The organism is Microbacterium hydrocarbonoxydans (assembly GCF_011752045.1).
Lineage (GTDB): Bacteria > Actinomycetota > Actinomycetes > Actinomycetales > Microbacteriaceae > Microbacterium.
Genome location: NZ_JAAKXW010000001.1, coordinates 1617069 through 1637626 on the forward strand (window position 1 = coordinate 1617069; position 20558 = coordinate 1637626).

Here is a 20558-nt window from a genome sequence, read left to right on the forward strand (position 1 = left end):
TCAGTCTACTTTCGGGGTGTCGGATGCCGAGGGGCCGGGTTCCTCGGGGTCTGCGGCAGAGTCGGGCGCGGCGCCGGCTTCCGCATCGTGCACGGCAGCCTCTTCGGGCACGGCGACCTCATCGGGCGCCGCATCCGCGTCGGGCTCGACGGCCGTCGTGATGCCGGCGGCGTCGAGCAGCCGCGCGTGGCCGGCCACGAGGTCGTCGACCGCGGCCCCGAGGGTCGGATCCTCGCCGCGGGCGAGGCCCGCGTACTCGAGGGCGACCGCGTCGCCCTGCGCCTGCGCCTTGACCCAGACGCGGCGCCGCGGCACGAACAGCGCGAGCATGAGGCCACCCAGCGCCAGCAGCGCGAAGACGAGCACCCACACGGAGGACGCGTCGTGGTGGATCTGCAGCGAGGCGAAGCGCTTGACCGACTGGGAGGCGTCGGCGGCGCCCTCGGGCGACTCGTCCTCGAAGGTCACGGTGCCGAGGCCGTTCGGAAGATCGGCGGTCTCTCCGGGAGTGAGCTCGATGGACTCGACGTCGGTCGTGCGTCCGGTGAGCTTGGTCATCCCGGTGGTGTCGAGCACGTACACCGAACGAGGAGTGCCCTCGTCGATGCCGAGGTCGCCCTGGTAGACGTCCAGGGTCAGGGTCGGGTTCGTCAGGTCGCCATAGGCCGAGAAGAAGGCCCCCGATTCCAGCACGCCGGTCGTCGGGTAGAAGAACCCGAGAAGGCCCAGCTGCTCCGGCATCCCGTCGGTCACCTTGATGACGCCGAGCGAGGTGAGGTTGTTGTCCTGCGGGAGGAACGGGACGCTGTTCTTGTAGACGACGTCGCCGTCCGCGTTGCGGACCGTGATGGTCGGGGCGTAGCCGTTGCCGAGCAGATAGATCTTGTCGCCGGCGACGTCGAGCGGGTGGTTCACCTTGACGGCGCCGGAGCGCTCCTGCCCGTTCTCGCCGACGGTGACATTGGCCGAGAAGTCGCCCGCCTGCCCGGAGCCGGGCTCGCCGAACGGCTGGTAGGTGACATCGAAGCTGTCGAGACGCATCGAGTAGGGGGTGAGCGCGCCGTCGCCGACGAAGCGCCCCCTGTTCATCGAGTCGTAGTCGAGCAGGGTGTTCGCGAACGTCTCCCCCTCGACGAGCACGCGCTGCCCGGTGTAGGCGAAACCGCCGCCGACGCCGACGGTGATGAGCACGCCGACGAGGGCGATGTGGAACACGAGGTTGCCGGTCTCACGCCAGTAGCCGCGCTCCGCCGAGACCGAGAAGGTGCGGCCGGAGTCGTAGCGCTCGACCCGGTAGCCGAGGGCCTTCAGCTGCTTCTGCGCGATGTCGATCGTCGCGGCGGCGTCGGTGGCGGCATCCGTGGTCGCGCGCTCGACCGCGCGGAAGTCCGCGAGCCGCTTCAGCCGGGCCGGGGTGCGCGGCGGGCGCGCCTGCAGCGCCTTCGCGTGGTGCTTGATGCGCGGGATCACGCAGCCGACGAGCGACGTGAACAGCAGCAGGTAGATCGCCGAGAACCACGGCGACAGGTACACGTCGAACAGCTTCAGGGCGTCGAGCACCGGGAAGAGGTCGGGGTTGTCGCGCTCCCACTGCGTGACGCCGTTCGGGTCGGCCATCCGCTGCGGGAAGATCGAGCCGGGGATCGCCGCGATGGCGAGCACGAGCAGCAGGATCAGCGCAGTGCGCATCGAGGTCAGCTGGCGCCAGCCCCAGCGGAGCCAGCCGACGACGCCGAGCCGCGGCTGCGTGACGGAGTCGTCTCCGTCGACGTGGTCGGACGGACGGAGGGGGTCGCTGGAGTCGTGGCTCACGGCATCCTTGTTCTCGTTGATCTCAGAGCGGGAGGAAGACACTGCCGATCACCGCCGTCAGCCTGGACATGATGTCGGTCCACAGCCCGGTCACCATGAGGATGCCGAGCGCGATGAGCAGCACGCCGCCGACGATGTTCACGATGCGGATGTGCCGGCGCAGGAACCCGATCGTCTTCGCCGCCCAGCCGAAGCCGAGCGCCACGAGGAGGAACGGGATGCCCAGCCCGAGGGAGTATGCGAGGCCCAGGAAGCCCGCGCGCACCGGGTCGCCGGCGTTGAAGGACAGGGCGATGATCGCGGCGAGCGTCGGGCCCATGCAGGGCGCCCAGCCGATGCCGAGCGCGACGCCGAGCAGCGGAGCTCCGATGATGCCCGCCTTGGAGTCGACGTGGAACCGGAACTCGCGCTGGGCGAAGCGGAAGAGACCGAGGAAGACGAGCCCCATCAGGATCACGACGACGCCGAGGATGCGCGTGACCACGTCCCCCCAGCGCAGGAAGAACGCCCCGGCGGTGCCGCCGAGTGCGGTGATGAGGACGAACACGAGGCTGAAGCCGAGGATGAATAGCAGCACGCCGAGCACGAGCTGACGGCGGCCCGGGGCCGCGGCATCCGTCGCACCGCCCTGCGCACGCGGTGCGACCGCCCCGCCGAGGAAGCCCAGGTAGCCGGGCACGAGCGGGAGCACGCAGGGTGAGAGGAAGGAGACGAGCCCGGCGAGCATCGCGACCGGGATCGCGAGCCACAGCGCACCGGAGCCGATGATGGCGTCGGTGTTCACGGGGTCTCCGCGAGAGCGTCCTTGACGAGCGTCGACAGGATCGAAGTGCCCTCGATCGGCCCGATGATGCGGGCGGCGACGCGTCCCTGCTTGTCGAGCACGAGCGTCGTCGGGGTGGCCTGGATGGGGACGGCCTCGGCGAAGGCGAGCTTGGCCTCGGCCGTGTCGACGTCGATGAGGCTCGGGTAGGTGATGCCGAACTCGTCGGAGAAGGCCCTGGCGGTGTCGGCCTGATCGCGGGTGTTGATGCCGACGAAGGCGACCTCGTCGCCGCCCTGCTCCTGCCAGACGCTCTCGAGGTCCTTCGCCTCGACGCGGCACGGAGCGCAGCCCGCGTACCAGAAGTTGACGACGGTGACCTTGCCGGCGATGTCGGCGCTGTCGAACTCCTCGCCCGACTCGGTGACGCCGCCGAATGCGACGGGTTCACCGCGGTCGGCGACGGGGATCTCGACGATCGCCCCGTCGGCGGCGACGTAGCCGGTGTTCTCCCCGCTCAGGAAGGAGTCGCTGACCGGGTCGGGCGCGCAGGCGCTCAGGCCGATGGCGAACACCGCGGCGAGCGCGACTCCGGCCGCACCGCGGGACAGGCGGGTGCGGGAGCGGCGGCCGCTGCGGATCGGGCGAACCGTCGAGGCGAGTGGCACGATTCTCAGTCTACGCAGGGGTTCCTATGCGTCGGCCGGACGCGGAGGGCTCCTTCGAGTCGCGCAGACGGCGGCTTCTGCGCCGGATTCGGGGCCATCCGCGCGATTCGAACGCAGCCGCTCAGAACCCGGCGAGCACGTCGGCCACGCTCTGCCGGAACTTCGGGCACGCGGTGATGTCGGGCGCGCTGCACTGCAGGGCGTGCGCGGTCATCTCCTTCGACCGCCGCATCTCCTCCATGCGGCGGTCGAGATCGTCCAGATGCTGCTGCAGCACCAGATGCCGTCCGGCCCTCCCGTCGTCCAGCAGCGCCCCGATCTGCTCCAGGCTCATGCCGGCCGCCTTGCTGCGCTGGATGACGGCGATGCGCACGATCTCGTCCTCCCCGTAGCGGCGCCGGCCTGCGGCATCCCGCTCGGGGCTGAGCAGTCCGACCGACTCCCAGTGACGCAGCACGTTGGTGGGCAGATCGAACCGGGCTGCCACCTCCCCGACCGACCACGGATGCGCACTTGACTTCATGTCGACATGAAGTCACAGACTGAACGGAAACACAAGAGGAGAGGACCAGACATGTACGACGCGATCGTGATCGGAGCAGGCCCCGCCGGCCTGCAGGCGGCTCTGACCCTGGGGCGGATGCACCGCTCGACCCTGCTGCTCGACTCCGGCGAGTACCGGAACGGCACCGTGCTGCACATGCACAACGTCATCGCCGCCGACGGCACCCCGCCGGCCGAGTTCCGTGCCACTGCGAGAGAGCAGCTTGCCGCCTACGCCGACGTGGAGGTGCGCGAGGTCGCGGCGGAGCGCATCGCCGGCGCGATCGACGACTTCACCGTGCTGCTCGCCGACGGCACGGAGGTCGCAGCCCGCCGGGTGGTGCTGGCGACCGGCGTGGCTGACGACCTCCCCGCTGTCCCGGGTCTGGGCGAGCTGTGGGGCATCCGCGCCTTCAGCTGCCCCTTCTGCGACGGGCACGAGCACGCGGGGAAGCCGATCGCGATCCTCGGCGAGGCGGCCCGCACGGAGCACCTCGTCTCCCTCCTCGGGCGCATCGTGGGCGCGATCACCGTGTACCCGGTCGGAGCGCCGTTCGGCGAGGAGGACCGGCGGATGCTCGAGGAGCGCGGTGCCCGCGTGAGCCCCGTGCCCGTGAGCGAGGTCGCCGGCGAGGGCGCAGAGGTCCGCGTGACAGCGGGGGACGAGTCCGCGTCTGTCGCCGGGGTGTTCGTCGCCTCCGTCGCGCTGCGTCAGCGCGCCCCGCTCGCCACGGAGCTCGGACTGCGGATGCTCCCCTCCGGGGCTATCGAGATCGACGACTTCGGCGCGACCTCCGCGCCGGGCATCCTCGCCGCCGGCGACCTGGCACACCGCGCCGCGCTGCCGGGACCGATGGCGTCGGTGCTCCTCGCCGCCGCGGCGGGTCAGCTCGCCGCGGTCGGTGTCATCAGGTCCCTCTGAGCTGAGGCCTCCAGGCCGTTCGAATCGCGCGAACGGCTGCTTCCGAGCCCGTTTCGGGGCCATTCGCGCGATTCGAACGGCTTCAGACGGCGCCGACGTCGACAGCCCCGGCGGTCGAAGCCGGTTCCGCGTACGCGACCTCGCGCCACACGTCGCCGACGCGCTCGAAAGAGGTGACGCTCGACAGCGCGCAGCGCCGGGTCCGCGGGTCGTGACGCAGCGGGAGCCCCGCGACCCGGAGGTGCGTGATCCAGATCGGCGCCTGGTGGGAGACCATGACGAGGTCACCTTCGCCGGCCGCATCCCAGGCCTCGTCCATCATCCCGAGCATCCGCTCGGCGATCGACGCATAGGGCTCGCCCCAGCTGGGCTGAGAAGGCCGGCGCAGGTGCCACCAGTTGAGCGGATTCATCAGCGACCGGCGCATCTGCGTGCCCTCGAACACGTTCGTGGGCTCGATCAGGCGGATGTCGACGTCGGGGGCGAACCCGAGCATCTCGGCGAAGGGCTCGGCCGACTCCTGCGCGCGCTCCAGGGGCGAGGAGTACAGCCCGCTCACCGGGCGTCCGAGAGCGGCGACGTGATCGGCCGCCGCCCTCGCCATTCCGCGTCCGTCCGCGCTCAGGTGGTAGTCCGGCAGCCTGCCGTAGAGCACGCGCGACGGGTTGTGGACCTCGCCGTGCCGGACGAGGTGCAGACGGGATGCCGGCACGTCAGGCCTTGGTGTAGCGGGCGTCGCCGAAGCCGAGGATCAGGTAGCCGATGTACGGGAAGACGAAGAGGAGGAAGAACGAGAAGAGCCCGCCCTTGCCGAAGCGCTCGCCCAGCTTGATCGCCACGACGATGCCGAAGACGAAGTTCACGACCGGGATCAGGTACAGCAGCGCCAGCCAGCCGTTCAGCCCCGCGATGCGCACGAGGATCACGACGTTCACGATCGGGATGATCGCGAGGATGCCTGCGTATCCGGCCTTGGTGAAGACCTTCCAGAGACCGATGACGACCACGATGTAGAAGATCAGCGCGACCACGCCGGCCGTGCCCGAGAAGATCGAGGCGAAGAGATCGGAGATGCCGTTCGAGTCGCTGATGGCGAGGTTCATGAGGATGCCTTCCGGTGGGAGTGTTCGCATTCGACGGCATCCTACTGACCGATCGGCCCCGGGCAGGGCGGCCTCGCCCTCCCCCGTAGAATGGGCGGGTTCCACATTTCCCAGATCAGGAGGAATCCTCCGTGCTTCGCACTCACTCCGCAGGCTCCCTGCGAGCAGAGAACATCGGTCAGACCGTCACCCTCTCCGGGTGGGTCGATCGTCGTCGTGACCACGGAGGAGTCGCGTTCATCGATCTTCGGGATGCCTCGGGCATCGCGCAGGTCGTCATCCGCGACGAGGAGATCGCGCACCCGCTGCGCAACGAGTTCGTCTTGAAGGTCACCGGCGAGGTGTCGCGTCGCCCCGACGGCAACGAGAACCCGAACCTGCCCACGGGCGAGATCGAGCTCATCGCCGCCGAGGTCGAGGTGCTCAACGAGTCCGCCCCGCTTCCGTTCCAGGTGTCGACCGCCCTGGCGGACAGCGAGACCGTCGGCGAGGAGGCGCGACTCAAGTACCGCTACCTCGACCTGCGCCGTCCGGCTGCGGCATCCGCTCTGCGCCTGCGCTCCGACGTGTACAAGGCCATCCGCGACGTGCTGCACGCCGAGGACTTCACCGAGGTGGAGACCCCGACCCTCACCCGCTCGACCCCGGAGGGCGCCCGCGACTTCGTCGTGCCCGCGCGCCTGCACCCGGGCAGCTGGTACGCCCTGCCGCAGTCGCCGCAGCTGTTCAAGCAGCTGCTCATGGTCGGCGGCGTCGAGAAGTACTTCCAGATCGCCCGCTGCTATCGCGACGAGGACTTCCGCGCAGACCGCCAGCCGGAGTTCACGCAGCTCGACATCGAGATGAGCTTCGTCGACCAGGAGGACGTCATCGCCCTCATGGAGCGCCTCGTCGTCGCCATGTGGCAGACGATCGGCGTCGAGGTGCAGACGCCGCTGCCCCGCATCACCTACGCCGACGCGATGGCGAAGTACGGCTCCGACAAGCCCGACCTGCGCTTCGGTCTCGAGCTCGTCGAGGCGACCGAGTACTTCAAGGACACCCCGTTCCGCGTCTTCCAGGCCGAGTACGTCGGCGCCGTGCGGATGCCGGGCGGCGCCTCGCAGCCCCGCAAGCAGCTCGACGCCTGGCAGGACTGGGCCAAGCAGCGCGGCGCGCGCGGCCTCGCCTACGTCCTGTTCAACGAGGACGGCACGCTCGGCGGCCCCGCCGCGAAGAACCTGTCCGAGGCGGAGCAGGCCGGCCTCGCGGCCTTCGTCGGCGCCGAGCCCGGCGACTGCGTGTTCTTCGCTGCGGGCTCCGCGAAGGAGTCGCGCGCGCTGCTCGGCGCGGCGCGCGTCGAGATCGGCCGCCGCCTCGGCTACCTGAACCCCGACGAGTTCGCCTTCACCTGGGTCGTCGACGCGCCGATGTTCGAGCCTGCGGCGGATGCCGTGGCCTCGGGCGACGTCGCCGTCGGCGCCGGCGCCTGGACCGCCGTGCACCACGCGTTCACCGGTCCGAAGCCGGAGTTCGAGGACACCTTCGACACCGACCCGGGTTCGGCTCTCGCCTACGCGTACGACATCGTCTGCAACGGCTCGGAGCTCGGCGGCGGCTCGATCCGCATCCACCGCGAGGACGTCCAGAAGCGCGTCTTCGAGGTCATGGGCATCAGCGACGAGTTCGCGCAGGAGCAGTTCGGCTTCCTGCTCGACGCGTTCAAGTTCGGCGCCCCGCCGCACGGCGGCATCGCGCTCGGCATGGACCGCGTGCTGCAGCACCTGTCGAAGACGGAGTCGATCCGCGAGGTGATCGCGTTCCCGAAGTCGGGCAACGGCTTCGACCCGCTGACCTCCGCGCCCGCTCCGATCACCGCGGAACAGCGCGCCGAGGCCGGCGTCGACTACGAGCCGGAGGACGACGAGGCCTGAGCCATCTCCGCTCGTTGAGCGACACTTCGACTCGCTGGCGCTCGCTCAGCGCGGGTCTCCGCGAGTCGAAACGCCCCTTCGAGGAGCATGACCCCTGGTCACGTCTCTGAAGGGGCGTTTCGTCTCGGTCGCTCCGCTCCCTCGCTCAACGACCGGAGAGCAGGGGAGCGAGGTTCTCGTTCCACACGTCGAGACCGAGCTTGCCGATGAGCGCGACCACGACGAGCAGGAAGATGATGCGGATGAACCCGGTGCCGCGGGAGATCGCCATCCGCGACCCGAGGTAGCTGCCGGCGAAGTTCGCGACGCCGAGGAGGAGGCCCAGAAGCCACAGCACCGAGCCGTGCGGGATGAACAGGATCAGCGCCCCGGCGTTGGTGGCGAAGTTCACGATCTTCGCCTTCGCGCTGGCCTGCAGGAAGTCGTAGCCGAGCAGGGCGACGAGCGTGATCACGAGGAACGTGCCGGTGCCCGGCCCGATCATGCCGTCGTAGAACCCGATGCCGAGACCTGCCGCCCCGGCCATGACGTGGTGCCTGTGGCCGCTGAAGCGCAGCCGGGTGGCCGCCCCCATCTGCGGCCGGAACGCGGTGAACAGCACCACGGCGAGCAGGGCGACGACGATGATCGGCTTGAACGCCGCCGCGGGGAGCACGGTGGCGACCGCCGCGCCGCCGATCGAGCCGGCGAGGGCGATCGCCGCCATCGGCAGGGCGGTGCGGATGTCGGGCTTCACCCGCCGGTAGTAGGTCACGCTGCTCGTGGCCGTGCCGAACACCGAGCCGAGCTTGTTGGTGGCGAGGGCCTGCACGGGCGTGATCCCCGGGATCAGCAGCAGCGCCGGCAGCTGCAGCAGCCCGCCGCCGCCCACGACCGCATCGATCCATCCCGCGCCGAACGCGGCGAGGACGACGAGGATCAGCATCCCCCAGGTGAGGTGCTCGAGCCCGAGGAATGCGCCGATGTCCATCACGTCCAGGATGCCAGACGGACGGGCCGCCGCCGGCCGCTGGCAGACTGAGGACATGCTCGACGCCCTCCCCCTTCCGCATCCGTTCGAGAGCCGCGCGGGCGAGGCGCTGCTGCGCCGCGCGACCCCCGCGGACGCGGATGCCGTGATCGCACTGCTCGCCGACGATCCGATCAGCGCCGCCCGCGGCGACCGGGCGGCCGAGGAGGACCGCCCCGCCTACACCGCCGCCCTCGCGGAGATCCTCGCCGACCCGTCGAACGACCTGCTCGTCGTCGAGCACGGCGGCGCGATCGTCGGCACGCTGCAGCTCACCCTGATCCCGGGCATGGCGCGCAGGGGCGCGAAACGACTCCTCGTGGAGGCCGTGCGCGTGCGCAGCGACCTGCGCTCCTCCGGCATCGGCTCGGCGGTCATGCGCTGGGTGGCCGATCCCGCGGCGCCGGCACTCGGCGCGGCCCTGGTCCAGCTGACCTCGGATGCCGCACGCACCGACGCGCACCGCTTCTACGAGCGTCTCGGCTACACCGGCTCGCACATCGGGTTCAAGCTCCGCATCCCCCGGGGCTGAGCTCCGGGCATCCGGTCCCCGTCCCGACACCTCCCGTTCACCCGGACCGGACCGGTCGGCAACCTCCGCCCCGTAGCGTCCTCTCGCAACCCGACCCGGCAATCGCCGGACACCGAGAGGACACTCATGGCACGCTTCACCCGCCGCGCGCGCATCGGCGCCGGCATCGCCCTGGCCACCACGGCCGCACTCGCCCTGACCGCCTGCGCCGGCGCCGAGACGCCCGCCGCCGGCGGCGAGGGAACCGTGGACGCCGCGACCGCCACCTCGGTCGAGGACTTCGGCACCTTCGCCGACCTGGAGGCGGCTGCGAAGGCCGAGGGCCAGCTGAACGTGATCGCTCTGCCGCGCGACTGGGCGAACTACGGCGAGATCCTCGACCTGTTCGCGGAGAAGTACCCGGAGATCACGATCAACGAGGCCTCCCCCGACATCTCCAGCGCCGAGGAGATCCAGGCCGCCGAGACCAACCAGGGCCTGGACACGGCCCCCGACGTCTTCGACCTCGGCCTCACCGTCGCGCTGCAGAACACCGACGTCTTCGCGCCGTACCAGGTGCAGACCTGGGACGAGATCCCGGACGCGCTCAAGGAGCCCACCGGCCTGTTCGTGGGCGACTACGGCGGATACATGTCGATCGGCTACGACTCCTCGAAGTTCGACGCCCCGGCCTCCCTCGACGACCTGCTCGACGCCGACTACAAGGGCGCCGTCGCGATCAACGGCGACCCGACCCAGGCCGGAGCGGCCTTCGCCGCGGTGGGCCTCGCGACCGTGCAGTCCGAAGGCACCCTCGACGACTTCCAGCCGGGCATCGACTTCTTCGCCGAGCTGCAGAAGGCCGGCAACCTCCTCAAGGTCGACGTCACCACGGCGACCGTGGCGAGCGGCGAGACCCCCGTCGTCTTCGACTGGGACTACCTCAACGCGGCCCACAGCGCCGACAACGAGAACTGGGAGGTCGTCGTGCTCGACGGCACCGGCTACGCCGGCTACTACAACCAGGCCATCAACAAGGATGCTCCACACCCCGCCGCCGCGCGCCTGTGGCAGGAGTTCCTCTACAGCGACGAGGTGCAGAACCTGTGGCTCAAGGGCGGCGCCCGCCCGGCGCGCATGGAGGCCATGACCGAGGCCGGCACGATCGACGCCGACCTCGCCGCCGCCCTGCCGGAGGTCCCGGCCGAGACGGTCGTCCCCACCGAGGAGCAGTCGGCGAACGCCGGCACCCTGCTCGGCGAGAAGTGGGCAGCGGCCGTCCAGTGACGGTCGTCGCACACGCGGGGGCGGATGCCGCGGCATCCGCCCCCGCCCCCGCCGCCGGGTCCGCGCCGCGTGCGCGGACCCGGCGCACGGCGCCATCCTTCGCCTGGCTGGGCCTGGTGCCGTTCGCCGCCTACGTGCTGCTGTTCCTGGCGGTGCCGACGATCCTCGCCGTCGGATCCGGGTTGTTCACCGAGGACGGCTCGTTCACCTGGGCGAACCTGTCTGCGCTCGGGGACCCGGTGGTCCTCGGCACCTTCGCGAACTCCGCCGGACTGTCGCTGCTGACCGCGATCGTCGGGGGAGTCGTCGGCGCCGTCGTCTGCTACGCCCTGCTCGGCCTGAACCCGGAGGGCGCGGTCCGCTCCGCCGTCGATGCGGCGGCCGGAGTGCTCGCCCAGTTCGGCGGCGTGATGCTCGCCTTCGCGTTCATCGCGACCATCGGCATCCAGGGGGTCGTCACCTCGTTCCTCAAGGACGTCCTCGCCGTGAACATCTACGAGAACGGCACCTGGCTCTACGAGCTCCCCGGCCTGTTCCTGCCGTACGTCTACTTCCAGATCCCGCTCATGGTGATCACTTTCATGCCCGCCCTCGCCGCGCTGAAGCCGCAGTGGGCGGAGGCGAACCTCACCCTCGGCGGCACCCGCGCGAGCTTCTGGCTGCGCATCGGCATCCCGGTGCTCGCCCCATCGTTCCTCGCCAGCCTCCTGCTCCTGTTCGCGAACGCGTTCTCGTCGTATGCGACCGCCGCCGCGCTCGCCAGCCAGGGATCCCAGATCGTGCCGCTCCAGATCCGCACCGCGCTGACCAGCGAGACGGTCCTCGGCCGCGAGAACCTCGCCGGCGCCCTGGCGCTGGGCATGATCGTCATCGTCGGCGTCGTGATGGCCCTGTACTCCCTCATCCAGCGTCGGGCCGCGAGGTGGCAGGCATGAACCGTCTCGGCCCCTCCCTCGCGATGCGCTGGGTCATCGGCGTCGTCGTCTGCGCCCTCTTCGCGATCCCGCTGCTCTCCACGCTCCTGTACACGCTCCGCGATCCGGAGGGCGGACTCTCCTTCGCACGGTGGATCGCCCTGTTCGACCCCGCGCAGTCCGCGGCGATCAGGCCGATCTGGATCGGCCTCGGAAACTCGCTCGTGCTCGCGCTCGTCACGGTGGCGATCGTGCTGCTGCTCCTGGCGCCGACGATGATCCTCGTGAACCTCCGGTTCCCGAGGATCAGGCCCGCGTTCGAGTTCGCGGCGCTGCTGCCGATCTCGATCCCGGCGATCGTCCTCGTCGTCGGCCTCACTCCGATCTACCTGCAGATCGGGCGCACCCTCGGCACCGGCACCTGGACTCTCGCCTTCGCCTACGGCGTCACCGTCCTGCCGTTCGCCTACCGCTCGATCCAGGCCTCCATCGACGCCGCCGATCTGCGCACGCTCTCCGAGGCCGCCCGGTCGCTCGGGGCGAGCTGGCCCGTCGTGGTGCTGAAGGTGCTCGCGCCGAACCTGCGGCAGGGTCTGCTCGCGGCATCCCTCCTCTCCATCGCGGTCGTCCTCGGCGAGTTCACGATCGCCTCGCTCCTGAACCGCCAGGTGTTCCAGACGGCCATGGTGGTCGTCCAGAAGCAGGACCCGTACGCCCCCGCGATCTTCACCCTGCTGGCACTGCTGTTCTGCTTCGCCCTGCTCCTCGTCATCGGCCGCGCCGCCCGCGGCACAGGAAAGGCCCGCTCGTGACCCTCCCCCGCACCGCCGACAACCTGCTCCTCGCCGAGGCCGGCGAGGGCACCCGCGTCCAGCTGCAGGGCATCGTGAAGCGCTACGGCGCGAGCACCGTGCTGCACGGCGTCGACCTCGACATCGCTCCCGGCGAGTTCGTGTCACTGCTCGGCCCGTCGGGCTGCGGCAAGACGACCCTGCTGCGGGTGCTCGCCGGACTCGAGGCCGCAGATGCCGGCGCCGTGCTGCTCGACGGCACCGACGTCTCGCGGATCGCCACGAACAGGCGCGACATCGGCATGGTCTTCCAGTCGTACTCGCTGTTCCCGCACCTGCGCGTCGTCGACAACACGGCCTTCGGGCTGCGCCGGCGCGGAGCCGGGAGGGCGGATGCTGCCAGGCGCGCGCTCGACGCCCTCGCCCTCGTCGGCCTGGCCGACTTCGCCGATCGCTTCCCGCACCAGCTCTCCGGCGGGCAGCAGCAGCGCGTGGCCCTCGCCCGTGCGCTCGTCACCGAGCCGAAGGTGCTGCTGCTGGACGAGCCGCTCTCGGCGCTCGACGCGAAGGTGCGGGTGCAGCTGCGCGACGAGATCCGCCGGATCCAGCTGCGCCTCGGCATCACGACCGTGTTCGTGACGCACGATCAGGAGGAGGCTCTGGCCGTCTCCGACCGGATCGCGGTGATGAACGCGGGGCGCATCGAGCAGATCGGCTCCCCTGAGCAGCTGTACACCGCACCGTCGACCGTCGGAGTGGCGGCGTTCGTCGGTCTCTCCAGTGTCGTCTCCGGGGTCGCGGAGGGCGACCACGTGGTGGTGTGGGGGCGGCGACTCCCGCTGCAGTCACCCGCGGACGGCCCCGTGGACGTCTATCTCCGGCCGGAGAACGTGCACTTCGCCTCCGAGGCGGATGCCGCCACCGACGCTCTCGTCGAGGAGAGCACCTTCCTCGGGAGCATGAGGCGCACGCTCGTGCGCACGGAGTCAGGGGAGCTCGTGCGACTGCAGCACGCCCCCGGCATCCGTCCCGCCTTCGGCGACCGCGTGCGGATCACCCTCGCCGACGTGCCCGTCGCCGTGCATCCGCGCGGCTGAGGCCGCGCGATCGCGTCCGTCGCCGGTACGTCCGGCGGCGGATGCGCGACCAGTCCGTGAGCGTTCACGACACTCTTGACCATGAATGCGTATGAGGACTATCGTGACAAGCTCGTGAACGTTCACGGACTCGGCACGAAAGGACGATGGTGACCCCTCAGCTCGCAGTCGAAGAGACCCAGACCCGCACGGCCGGATGGGCGGTGCTCGGCCCGGGCGGGATCGCACGCCGGTTCCTCGCCGGCCTCTCCTCCAGCGCCGGGGAGGTCGTCGCGGTCGGCAGCTCGGATGCCGGTCGCGCCCGGGCCTTCGCCGACGACGCGCAGCAGCGGGGCGCAGCCGACGTCACCGCAGGCGCCTACGCGGAAGCTCTCGCCGACCCGCGGGTGGAGGCGGTCTACGTCTCCAGCGTGCACACCGCGCACGCCGAGCTCGCCCTCGCCGCGATCGACGCCGGCAAGGCCGTGCTGTGCGAGAAGCCGCTCGCCGTGAACCACGGCACGGCGATGGCCCTGGTCGACGCGGCGCGTCAGGCCGGCGTGCCACTGGTCGAGGCGTACATGTACCGCTTCCACCCGCAGACGCGCCGGTTCCTCGAGCTCATCCGCGAAGGCGCGATCGGCCGCATCCTCCACATCGACGCCTCGTTCGCCTTCCGCGTCGGGGAGCGTCACGGTCGCCTGTTCGACCCGTCCGTGGCCGGTGGCGGCATCCTCGACGTCGGCGGCTACCCGGTCACGATGGCAGCCGCCATCGTCGACGCGGCCGACGGCGTCCACGCGTCCGAGCCCGTCGAGCTGACGGCCGGCGGCGTCCTCGGCCCCACGGGCGTCGACGAGTGGACGGTCGCGAGGGCGACCTATCGCAGCGGCATCACCGCCACCCTCACCACCGGGGTCATGGCGCCGGCCGCGAACACGGTCACTGTCCTCGGCGAGAGGGGCAGCATCCGCATCGCCGACCCCTGGGTGCCCGCCGGCGACACGGAGATCGAGCTCGCCACCGTGGACGGCGTGCGGACCATCCCGATCCAAGCGGCCGACGCCTACGGCCTGGAGGCGGACGCGACTGTCACGGCGCTGCGCGAAGGACGGCAGGACGCGGAGGAGATGACGGCTGCGGAGACGCTCGCCACCGCGCGGACCCTCGACCGCTGGCGCGCGGCGATCGGCCTGCGCTACGCGTTCGAGGCGGAGGATGCCGACATCCCGCCCGTGCGCGGCACTTCCCCCGCCTCCTCCCCCGCCATGCGGTACGGCGAGATCCCCGGCGTCGGCAAGCGGGTCGCCCGCCTGGTGATGGGCGTCGACAATCAGCCCGATCTCGCGCACGCCTCGGCGATCTTCGACGTGTACGCGGAGCAGGGCGGGAACGTCTTCGACACCGCCTACATCTACGGCGACGGCGAGCTCGAGAAGCGCCTCGGCCGGTGGATGGCGAACCGCGGGATGCGCGAGGAGGTCGTCGTCATCGCCAAGGGAGGGCACACCCCGGACTGCGACCCGGAGTCCGTGTCCCGCCAGCTGCGGGAGAGCCTCGAACGCCTGGGGACGGAGTACGCCGACATCTACATGCTCCACCGCGACAACCCCGAGGTGCCCGTCGGCGAGTTCGTCGACGTCCTCGACGAGCACGCCCGCGCCGGCCGCATCCGCGTGTTCGGAGGGTCGAACTGGACCCCGGAGCGCATCGACGAGGCCAACGCCTACGCGGAGGCGAACGGACGGCGGGGCTTCGCGGTGGTCAGCGACCACTTCGGTCTCGCAGAGGCCTACGACGTGCCCTGGGAAGGCTGCGTGCAGGTGACGGATGCCGCCTCGCGGCGCTGGCTCGAGGAGCGCCGGATCCCGCTCCTGCCGTGGTCGTCACAGGCGCGCGGCTTCTTCGCCGGCCGTGCGCGGCGCGACGACCTGAGCGATGCGGAGCTCGTGCGCTGCTACTACAGCGACGACAACTTCGAGCGTCTGCGCCGCGCCGAGCTCCTCGGCGCCGATCGCGGAGTGCCGACCACCGCGATCGCCCTCGCCTACGTCCTCGCGCAGCCGTTCCCCACGTTCCCCCTCTTCGGACCGCGTACGATCGAGGAGACCCGCTCGTCGATGCGGGGGCTCACCGTCGATCTCACGCCCGAAGAGGTGGCATGGCTGAACCTGCGCAGCTGACCGGGGCGGGCGAACCCGACCGCTCGGGATCGCCCGCCAGCCGTCGTCGCGCGACCATCCTCGACGTCGCCGCGGCCGCGGGGGTCTCGCGGCAGACCGTGACCAGGGCGATCAACGACATGCCGGGGATCAGCGCGGAGACCCGGCGCCGGGTGCTGGATGCCGCGAGCGCCCTCTCATACCGCCCCTCGCGGTTCGGCCGCGGCCTGGTCACCGGCGGCGATCCGCAGCTCGGCCTCGTCGTCAGCGACCTGCGCAACCCGTACTCCCCGGAGCTGGCCGCCGCCATCGTGCGCCGCGCCGCCGCCGACGGGTGGAGCGTGTCCCTCGTCGACATCGGGCTCGCCGGATCCGCGGACCGGCTGCTGCATTCCCTGCACGCCCAGGTCGACGTGGTGGTCGGCTACCTCGGCGAGTGGGCGCTCGGCTGGGAGAGCCGCTTCGGTGCGACGCCGCTCATCCTCCTCGACGCGGACGCGGAGTCCGAGCATGCGGGGGTGCGTCTCGATCCGGCGGCCGCCATCGAGGACCTCGCGGCCCATCTCGTCACCGTGGGCACCCGCCGCCCCGTGGTGCTCGACGCCTCGGAGCCGCACGCCACGAGCAGCCGGGGCATCGCCATCCTCGACGCTCTCGAGCGGCGGGGGCTGCGGCCCGAGGTCGTCCACGTGGCCGCATCGAGCCCCGAACACGCTGCAGCCGTCGCCGCCCAGATCATCCGCCGCTCGGCCCGACCAGACGCCCTCCTCGCCTTCAACGACCTGATGGCCTTCGGCGTGCTCTCGGCGTGCCGCCACGCGGGTCTCGACGTGCCCGGCGACATCCGCGTGGCCGGGGTCGACGGCCTCGCGATCGGCACGCTCGTCGCCCCGACGCTCACAACCCTCGCAGTGGACTTCGACGAGGTGGCGAGGCACACCCTCGAACTGGCGGCGGCACTCTCCGACGCGAGTCCCGGCGCCGACCTGCAGCGCGTCGTGTCCCACCGTCTCGTCCTCCGCGAATCGGCCTGATCCGGCCGTTTCCCCGCTCGCCCTTCCTCCGGACGGGCCTCCGGCGCTAGCGTGTTCCGGGGAGGGCGTGCGTCCCTCGATCCGAAGAGAAAGGACGCCTCATGGCAGGCAAGTTCGAGCTGTACACCGACAAGTCCGGTGAGTACCGGTTCCGCCTGAAGGCCGGCAACGGCGAGGTCATCGCCCTCTCCAGCGAGGGCTACGCGTCCAAGGCGAGCGCGTTGAACGGCATCGAGTCGATCCGCCGCAATGCCGACTCGGAGGTCGTCGAGGTCGACTGACCCGACACCCCTGCTTCACGCCGAGACCCCGGCCTGCTGACGTCAGCAGGCCGGGGTCTCGGCGGTTGTCCGGGGTCTCGGCGGGCCCTACAGGACGCGGGAGAGGAAGTTCTTCGTCCGCTCGTGCTGCGGATTCCCGAGCACCTCGCGCGGGTCGCCCTCCTCGACGATGTGACCGCCGTCCATGAAGATCAGGCGCGAGCCGACCTCCCGGGCGAAGCCCATCTCGTGGGTGACGACGAGCATCGTCATCCCCTCATCCGCCAGCGCGCGCATCACCTGGAGCACCTCGCCGACGAGCTCGGGGTCGAGCGCGGAGGTCGGCTCGTCGAACAGCATCATGTCCGGGTTCATGCACAGCGCCCTGGCGATCGCCACACGCTGCTGCTGCCCGCCGGACAGGTGACCGGGGTAGGCATCCGCTTTGTGGGCCATGCCGACCCGGGCGAGCATCTCGTGCGCGATCTTCTCGGATTCCGCCTTGCCGCGCTTCTTCACGCGGCGCTGGGCGATCGTGAGATTGCCGAGGACGCTCATGTGCGGGAAGAGGTTGAAGCTCTGGAACACCATGCCGATGCGGGTCCGCAGCCGGTCGATGTCCGTCTCGGGGTCGGTGATGTCGATCCCCTCGATGAGGATCCTGCCGCCGGTGGGCTCCTCCAGGAGGTTCACCGAGCGAAGCAGCGTCGACTTCCCCGAGCCGGACGGGCCGATGACGCAGACGACCTCGCCCTTGGTGACCGTGAGATCGATGCCCTTGAGCACCTCGTTGTCGCCGTATGTCTTGACGAGCCCCTGCACGTCGATCGCGGGGGCCGACAGGTCAATCAGTTCGGTGATCATCGCTGCTTCGCCATCCGTCGCTCCAGGTACGCGGTGAACCGCGTGAGGGGGATCGTCACGATCAGGTACAGGATCGCCGCCATGATGAGCGGCGTGGCGTTCGAGTTCACCGTCGTCGCATCCTTCGCGAAGTTGGTGAGTTCCTTCGACCAGATGAGCGTTCCCGCGACGAACAGCAGCGAGGTGTCCTTCAGCAGCAGCACGAACTCGTTCGTGAGCGGCGGGATGATGATCCGGAAGCCCTGCGGGACGACGATCCAGAAGGTCGTCTTCATCGGCGACATGCCCAGCGACCGAGCGGCCTCCGTCTGCCCCTTCGGCACCGCCTGAAGGCCGGCGCGGATGGTCTCCGCCATGTACGCCGAAGCCACCAGGATCAGACCGATCAGGCCGAGCACCACGGGGCCGCCGAGCTTCTGACCCGGCACCCCCGAGGCGATCGGCACGATGAAGGCCACCGCGAAGATGGTGAGGATCGCGGGGAGCCCCCGGAAGAGCTCGATCCACGCGGTCGCGATCCAGCGGAACGGTCCGATGCTGGACATCTTCAGCAGCGCCAGCACGATGCCGAGCAGCAGTCCGCCGATGAAGGCCACCGCGGTGAACCACAGCGTGTTCACCAGTGCGACGGTGATGATCCCGGGGAACATCTTCGCCGCGACCTCAGGATTGAAGAACAGCGGTCCGATCTTCGCCCAGTTGGTGCCGAAGACGACCCAGGCCAGGATCGCGATCAGCACCGCGTAGACGGTGTAGCGGTACAGCTTCTGTCTTGTTGCGCGCCTCAACGCCATCGTCAAGGTCCTCCCGACCTACGTCTCTCGCCGGTCAGTTCGCGGTGAAGTAGGTGTCGTAGATCGTCTGGTAGTCGCCGCTGTCGCGCAGCTCCTTCAGAGCCTCGTTGACCGCGTCCAGCAGCTCCTTCTTCTCGCCCTTGGCGAAGGCGAAGCCGTAGGACTCGTCGGTGTTGTAGGTCTCGACGATCTTGTAGGCGCTGTCGGCCTTCTCGTGCTCGAGGTTCACCGGCTGGTCCTGCAGGATGGCGTCGATCTGGCCGGCCTGGATCGCGGGCCAGAGCTCGCCGTCCGACGGGTACTGCACAAGCTGGGCGTCCGGAGCGTTCTCCTGCGCGTAGGACTCGCCGGTGGTGCCCTGCTGCACGCCGACGTTCTTGCCTGCGAGGTCGTCGATGGACTCGATGCCGGAGTCGGTGCGGACGAGGAGCGACTGCAGCGAGTCGTAGTACGGCTCGGAGAAGTCGATGTTGGCCTTGCGCTCCTCGGTGATCGTCATGGCGGAGGCGCCGAGGTCGCAGGTGCCCGACTGGAGCGTCGTTCCCGACTGCAGCGCGTCGAAGCCCACATCCTGCACGGCCAGCTTGAGGTCGAGCTTCTTGGCGATCGCGTCGAGCAGGTCGATGTCGAAGCCGGTGTAGCCGGTGCCGTTGTCGCCGCCCTCGAACTCGAAGGGCGGGTAGGGGATGTCGGAGCAGACCGTGAGGGTGCCCGCCTCGACCAGGCCGTACTCGTCGCCGGCGCCGGACCCGGAGTCGGTTCCGCCGGAGCAGCCGGCGAGAGCGAGGGTGGCGGTGGCCGCGATTGCGATCCCGGCGATGATGTTGCGACGCTGCATGATCAGCTCCTGGTTGTCGAGGGCCGGTGGGCCCCCACCGAACGGGTAGGTGAACATCTTGACACGCAGGCTCAGGACTCGAAGGCCGGAGAGCGCCTCCCCGGATCACATTTGTGTTGCAAGTGCACCTTCGACCCGATGCACCCACCTGGAACCCGCGCGGACCCGCTCAGACCTCGAAGTCGACGGCGACGCGGGACGCGACGACAGAGCGGATGTACACCGCCACCTCCTCGTGCGCCGGGTGCACCTGGTACTCCTCGAGCGCAGCCACCGAGGCGAAGTCGGCGACGAGCGTGACATCCCAGTTCGCGTCGGGATAGACGGAGTTCGCGCCGGCGGAGATGGACAGCAACTGGGGCACGACGCCGTCGAGCGCGTTCAGGCGTCGGGCGACCTCGGCCGCCTGCTCAGCGCGCTCGGCCGCGTCCTCCGCGGCGAGCTTCCACGTGACGACATGTCGGATGCTCACGTCAACTCCCTCTCTTCCAGGTCATCCTTGCGGACGGCTTCTTCCAGTGCGGAACGCAGGCGGTCGGGCGAGACCCGCCAGTGCGCGTGCAGCGCGCCGTCTATGAGGACGACCGGGATCTTCTCCCACCACAGCTCGTACAGGGCCGGGTCGTCCTGGATGGACGCCTCGACGATCTCGATGCGCTCGGCGGCAGCATCCGGCAGCTCCGCCACGACGGCGTCGACGACCTCGGAGGCCACCTCGCAGAGATGGCAGTCCGGCTTGCCGATGAGGGTCAGCGTGGTCACGCCGACGGCACCTGCACCTCGCGGCCCTGGGCGATCCACTCGCCGGTGCCGCCCTCGACGTTGGTGACGTCGTAGCCACGCGCCTCGAGCGCCTCGACCACGCGGGCTGAGCGACCACCCAGCTGGCAGATCACGTCGAAGGCCTCGGCCGGCAGCTCCTCCAGGCGGCTGCCGATCTCGGACATGGGGATGTTCACGGCACCGGGCACATGCCCTCCGATGAACTCATCCGCCTCGCGCACATCGATGAGCGGGGTGTTCTCGCGGGCGGCGAGCTCGGCGACGGTGATCGACTTCAATGCATCCTCCTACGGCGAAATCGCGGAAACGCGGGCAGAGACACAAAGCGCCCGTCCGAAGACAGGCGCTCGGTGTCCGGCCGCTTACTTCTTGTTGCGGCGCTGGTGGCGAGTCTTGCGAAGCAGCTTGCGGTGCTTCTTCTTCGCCATGCGCTTGCGGCGCTTCTTGATGACAGAACCCACGGAAACCTCACTAAGTCAGGGGCTGGGCGTCGCACGGTGACGGACACCCG

General features: G+C 70.1%; 24 protein-coding genes. 10 read left to right on the forward strand and 14 right to left on the reverse strand.

The window, feature by feature from the left end:
- From resB to G6G98_RS07540, 4 genes are all read right to left on the reverse strand, one after another.
- Entirely contained in the window at window positions 1–1854 is a 1854-nt protein-coding gene (gene resB / locus G6G98_RS07525; protein ID WP_243842036.1) for a cytochrome c biogenesis protein ResB, read from the reverse strand.
- Window positions 1835–2596, reverse strand: a complete 762-nt coding sequence (locus G6G98_RS07530; protein ID WP_067349102.1) for a cytochrome c biogenesis CcdA family protein — start codon at window positions 2594–2596, stop codon at window positions 1835–1837. Before G6G98_RS07530 ends, resB begins: the two co-directional genes overlap by 20 nt.
- A complete protein-coding gene (locus tag G6G98_RS07535) occupies window positions 2593–3243 on the reverse strand; it encodes a TlpA family protein disulfide reductase (RefSeq protein WP_084788178.1) in 651 nt (216 codons plus the stop codon). The genes G6G98_RS07530 and G6G98_RS07535 overlap by 4 nt, the downstream gene beginning before the upstream one ends.
- Window positions 3244–3364: 121 nt before the next feature.
- Complete coding sequence (locus G6G98_RS07540) at window positions 3365–3766, reverse strand: MerR family transcriptional regulator (RefSeq protein WP_067349099.1); 402 nt, start codon at window positions 3764–3766, stop codon at window positions 3365–3367.
- A 51-nt stretch (window positions 3767–3817) separates the two neighbouring features.
- Here G6G98_RS07540 and G6G98_RS07545 point away from each other — a divergent pair, with 51 nt between their 5' ends.
- Window positions 3818–4708: an NAD(P)/FAD-dependent oxidoreductase gene (locus G6G98_RS07545; protein ID WP_164232827.1), complete on the forward strand. Its 891-nt coding sequence runs from the start codon at window positions 3818–3820 to the stop codon at window positions 4706–4708.
- Between the two features lie 82 nt (window positions 4709–4790).
- Here G6G98_RS07545 and G6G98_RS07550 read toward each other — a convergent pair whose 3' ends face one another.
- Together G6G98_RS07550 and G6G98_RS07555 are read right to left on the reverse strand one after the other, a co-directional pair.
- Entirely contained in the window at window positions 4791–5420 is a 630-nt protein-coding gene (locus G6G98_RS07550; protein WP_164232825.1) for a histidine phosphatase family protein, read from the reverse strand.
- Window position 5421: 1 nt separating this feature from the next.
- Complete coding sequence (locus G6G98_RS07555; protein ID WP_243842037.1) at window positions 5422–5841, reverse strand: DUF5684 domain-containing protein; 420 nt, start codon at window positions 5839–5841, stop codon at window positions 5422–5424.
- A 101-nt stretch (window positions 5842–5942) separates the two neighbouring features.
- Between G6G98_RS07555 and aspS the strand changes: the two genes are divergently transcribed.
- The gene (aspS, locus tag G6G98_RS07560) at window positions 5943–7724 is read left to right on the forward strand and encodes an aspartate--tRNA ligase (protein ID WP_067349086.1); all 1782 of its coding nucleotides are present in this window, start codon (window positions 5943–5945) and stop codon (window positions 7722–7724) included.
- Window positions 7725–7869: 145 nt separating this feature from the next.
- Here the strand turns inward: aspS and G6G98_RS07565 are convergent, their stop codons facing one another.
- Window positions 7870–8694, reverse strand: coding sequence for a sulfite exporter TauE/SafE family protein (locus G6G98_RS07565; RefSeq protein WP_164232823.1), 825 nt, complete (start codon window positions 8692–8694; stop codon window positions 7870–7872).
- 55 nt (window positions 8695–8749) lie between these two features.
- On the opposite strand from G6G98_RS07565, the gene G6G98_RS07570 reads away from it, so the two are divergent.
- The 8 genes from G6G98_RS07570 (at window position 8750) to G6G98_RS07605 (ending at window position 16789) form a co-directional block, all read left to right on the forward strand.
- Complete coding sequence (locus G6G98_RS07570) at window positions 8750–9265, forward strand: GNAT family N-acetyltransferase (RefSeq protein ID WP_067353355.1); 516 nt, start codon at window positions 8750–8752, stop codon at window positions 9263–9265.
- Between the two features lie 126 nt (window positions 9266–9391).
- Entirely contained in the window at window positions 9392–10531 is a 1140-nt protein-coding gene (locus tag G6G98_RS07575; RefSeq protein WP_164232821.1) for an ABC transporter substrate-binding protein, read from the forward strand.
- On the forward strand, window positions 10528–11466 hold the full coding sequence (locus G6G98_RS07580; RefSeq protein ID WP_164232819.1) for an ABC transporter permease: 939 nt from the start codon (window positions 10528–10530) through the stop codon (window positions 11464–11466). The genes G6G98_RS07575 and G6G98_RS07580 overlap by 4 nt, the downstream gene beginning before the upstream one ends.
- Entirely contained in the window at window positions 11463–12257 is a 795-nt protein-coding gene (locus G6G98_RS07585) for an ABC transporter permease (RefSeq protein WP_164232817.1), read from the forward strand. Before G6G98_RS07580 ends, G6G98_RS07585 begins: the two co-directional genes overlap by 4 nt.
- A complete protein-coding gene (locus tag G6G98_RS07590) occupies window positions 12254–13333 on the forward strand; it encodes an ABC transporter ATP-binding protein (RefSeq protein WP_164232815.1) in 1080 nt (359 codons plus the stop codon). Before G6G98_RS07585 ends, G6G98_RS07590 begins: the two co-directional genes overlap by 4 nt.
- 146 nt (window positions 13334–13479) lie before the next feature.
- On the forward strand, window positions 13480–15495 hold the full coding sequence (locus tag G6G98_RS07595; RefSeq protein ID WP_067349063.1) for an aldo/keto reductase: 2016 nt from the start codon (window positions 13480–13482) through the stop codon (window positions 15493–15495).
- Complete coding sequence (locus G6G98_RS07600; protein ID WP_067349059.1) at window positions 15474–16508, forward strand: LacI family DNA-binding transcriptional regulator; 1035 nt, start codon at window positions 15474–15476, stop codon at window positions 16506–16508. The genes G6G98_RS07595 and G6G98_RS07600 overlap by 22 nt, the downstream gene beginning before the upstream one ends.
- Window positions 16509–16609: 101 nt before the next feature.
- Window positions 16610–16789, forward strand: coding sequence for a YegP family protein (locus G6G98_RS07605; RefSeq protein WP_067349055.1), 180 nt, complete (start codon window positions 16610–16612; stop codon window positions 16787–16789).
- A gap of 87 nt (window positions 16790–16876) precedes the next feature.
- On the opposite strand, the gene G6G98_RS07610 is transcribed toward G6G98_RS07605, so the two are convergent.
- From G6G98_RS07610 to G6G98_RS07640, 7 genes are all read right to left on the reverse strand, one after another.
- Complete coding sequence (locus G6G98_RS07610) at window positions 16877–17632, reverse strand: amino acid ABC transporter ATP-binding protein (protein WP_067349050.1); 756 nt, start codon at window positions 17630–17632, stop codon at window positions 16877–16879.
- Window positions 17629–18426: an amino acid ABC transporter permease gene (locus tag G6G98_RS07615; RefSeq protein ID WP_067349045.1), complete on the reverse strand. Its 798-nt coding sequence runs from the start codon at window positions 18424–18426 to the stop codon at window positions 17629–17631. The genes G6G98_RS07610 and G6G98_RS07615 overlap by 4 nt, the downstream gene beginning before the upstream one ends.
- A gap of 34 nt (window positions 18427–18460) precedes the next feature.
- Window positions 18461–19264, reverse strand: a complete 804-nt coding sequence (locus G6G98_RS07620; RefSeq protein WP_067353351.1) for a basic amino acid ABC transporter substrate-binding protein — start codon at window positions 19262–19264, stop codon at window positions 18461–18463.
- A 169-nt stretch (window positions 19265–19433) separates the two neighbouring features.
- Window positions 19434–19736: a Dabb family protein gene (locus G6G98_RS07625; RefSeq protein ID WP_067349041.1), complete on the reverse strand. Its 303-nt coding sequence runs from the start codon at window positions 19734–19736 to the stop codon at window positions 19434–19436.
- Window positions 19733–20026 carry a glutaredoxin family protein gene (locus G6G98_RS07630; RefSeq protein WP_067349037.1) on the reverse strand — a complete coding sequence of 98 codons (294 nt, stop codon included), beginning with the start codon at window positions 20024–20026 and terminating at the stop codon, window positions 19733–19735. Before G6G98_RS07630 ends, G6G98_RS07625 begins: the two co-directional genes overlap by 4 nt.
- Window positions 20023–20325 (reverse strand): rhodanese-like domain-containing protein, encoded by a 303-nt coding sequence (locus G6G98_RS07635; RefSeq protein ID WP_067349033.1) that lies wholly within the window; start codon window positions 20323–20325, stop codon window positions 20023–20025. The genes G6G98_RS07630 and G6G98_RS07635 overlap by 4 nt, the downstream gene beginning before the upstream one ends.
- Window positions 20326–20409: 84 nt before the next feature.
- Window positions 20410–20508 carry a 30S ribosomal protein bS22 gene (locus tag G6G98_RS07640; protein WP_003792170.1) on the reverse strand — a complete coding sequence of 33 codons (99 nt, stop codon included), beginning with the start codon at window positions 20506–20508 and terminating at the stop codon, window positions 20410–20412.
- Window positions 20509–20558: the final 50 nt, after the last annotated feature.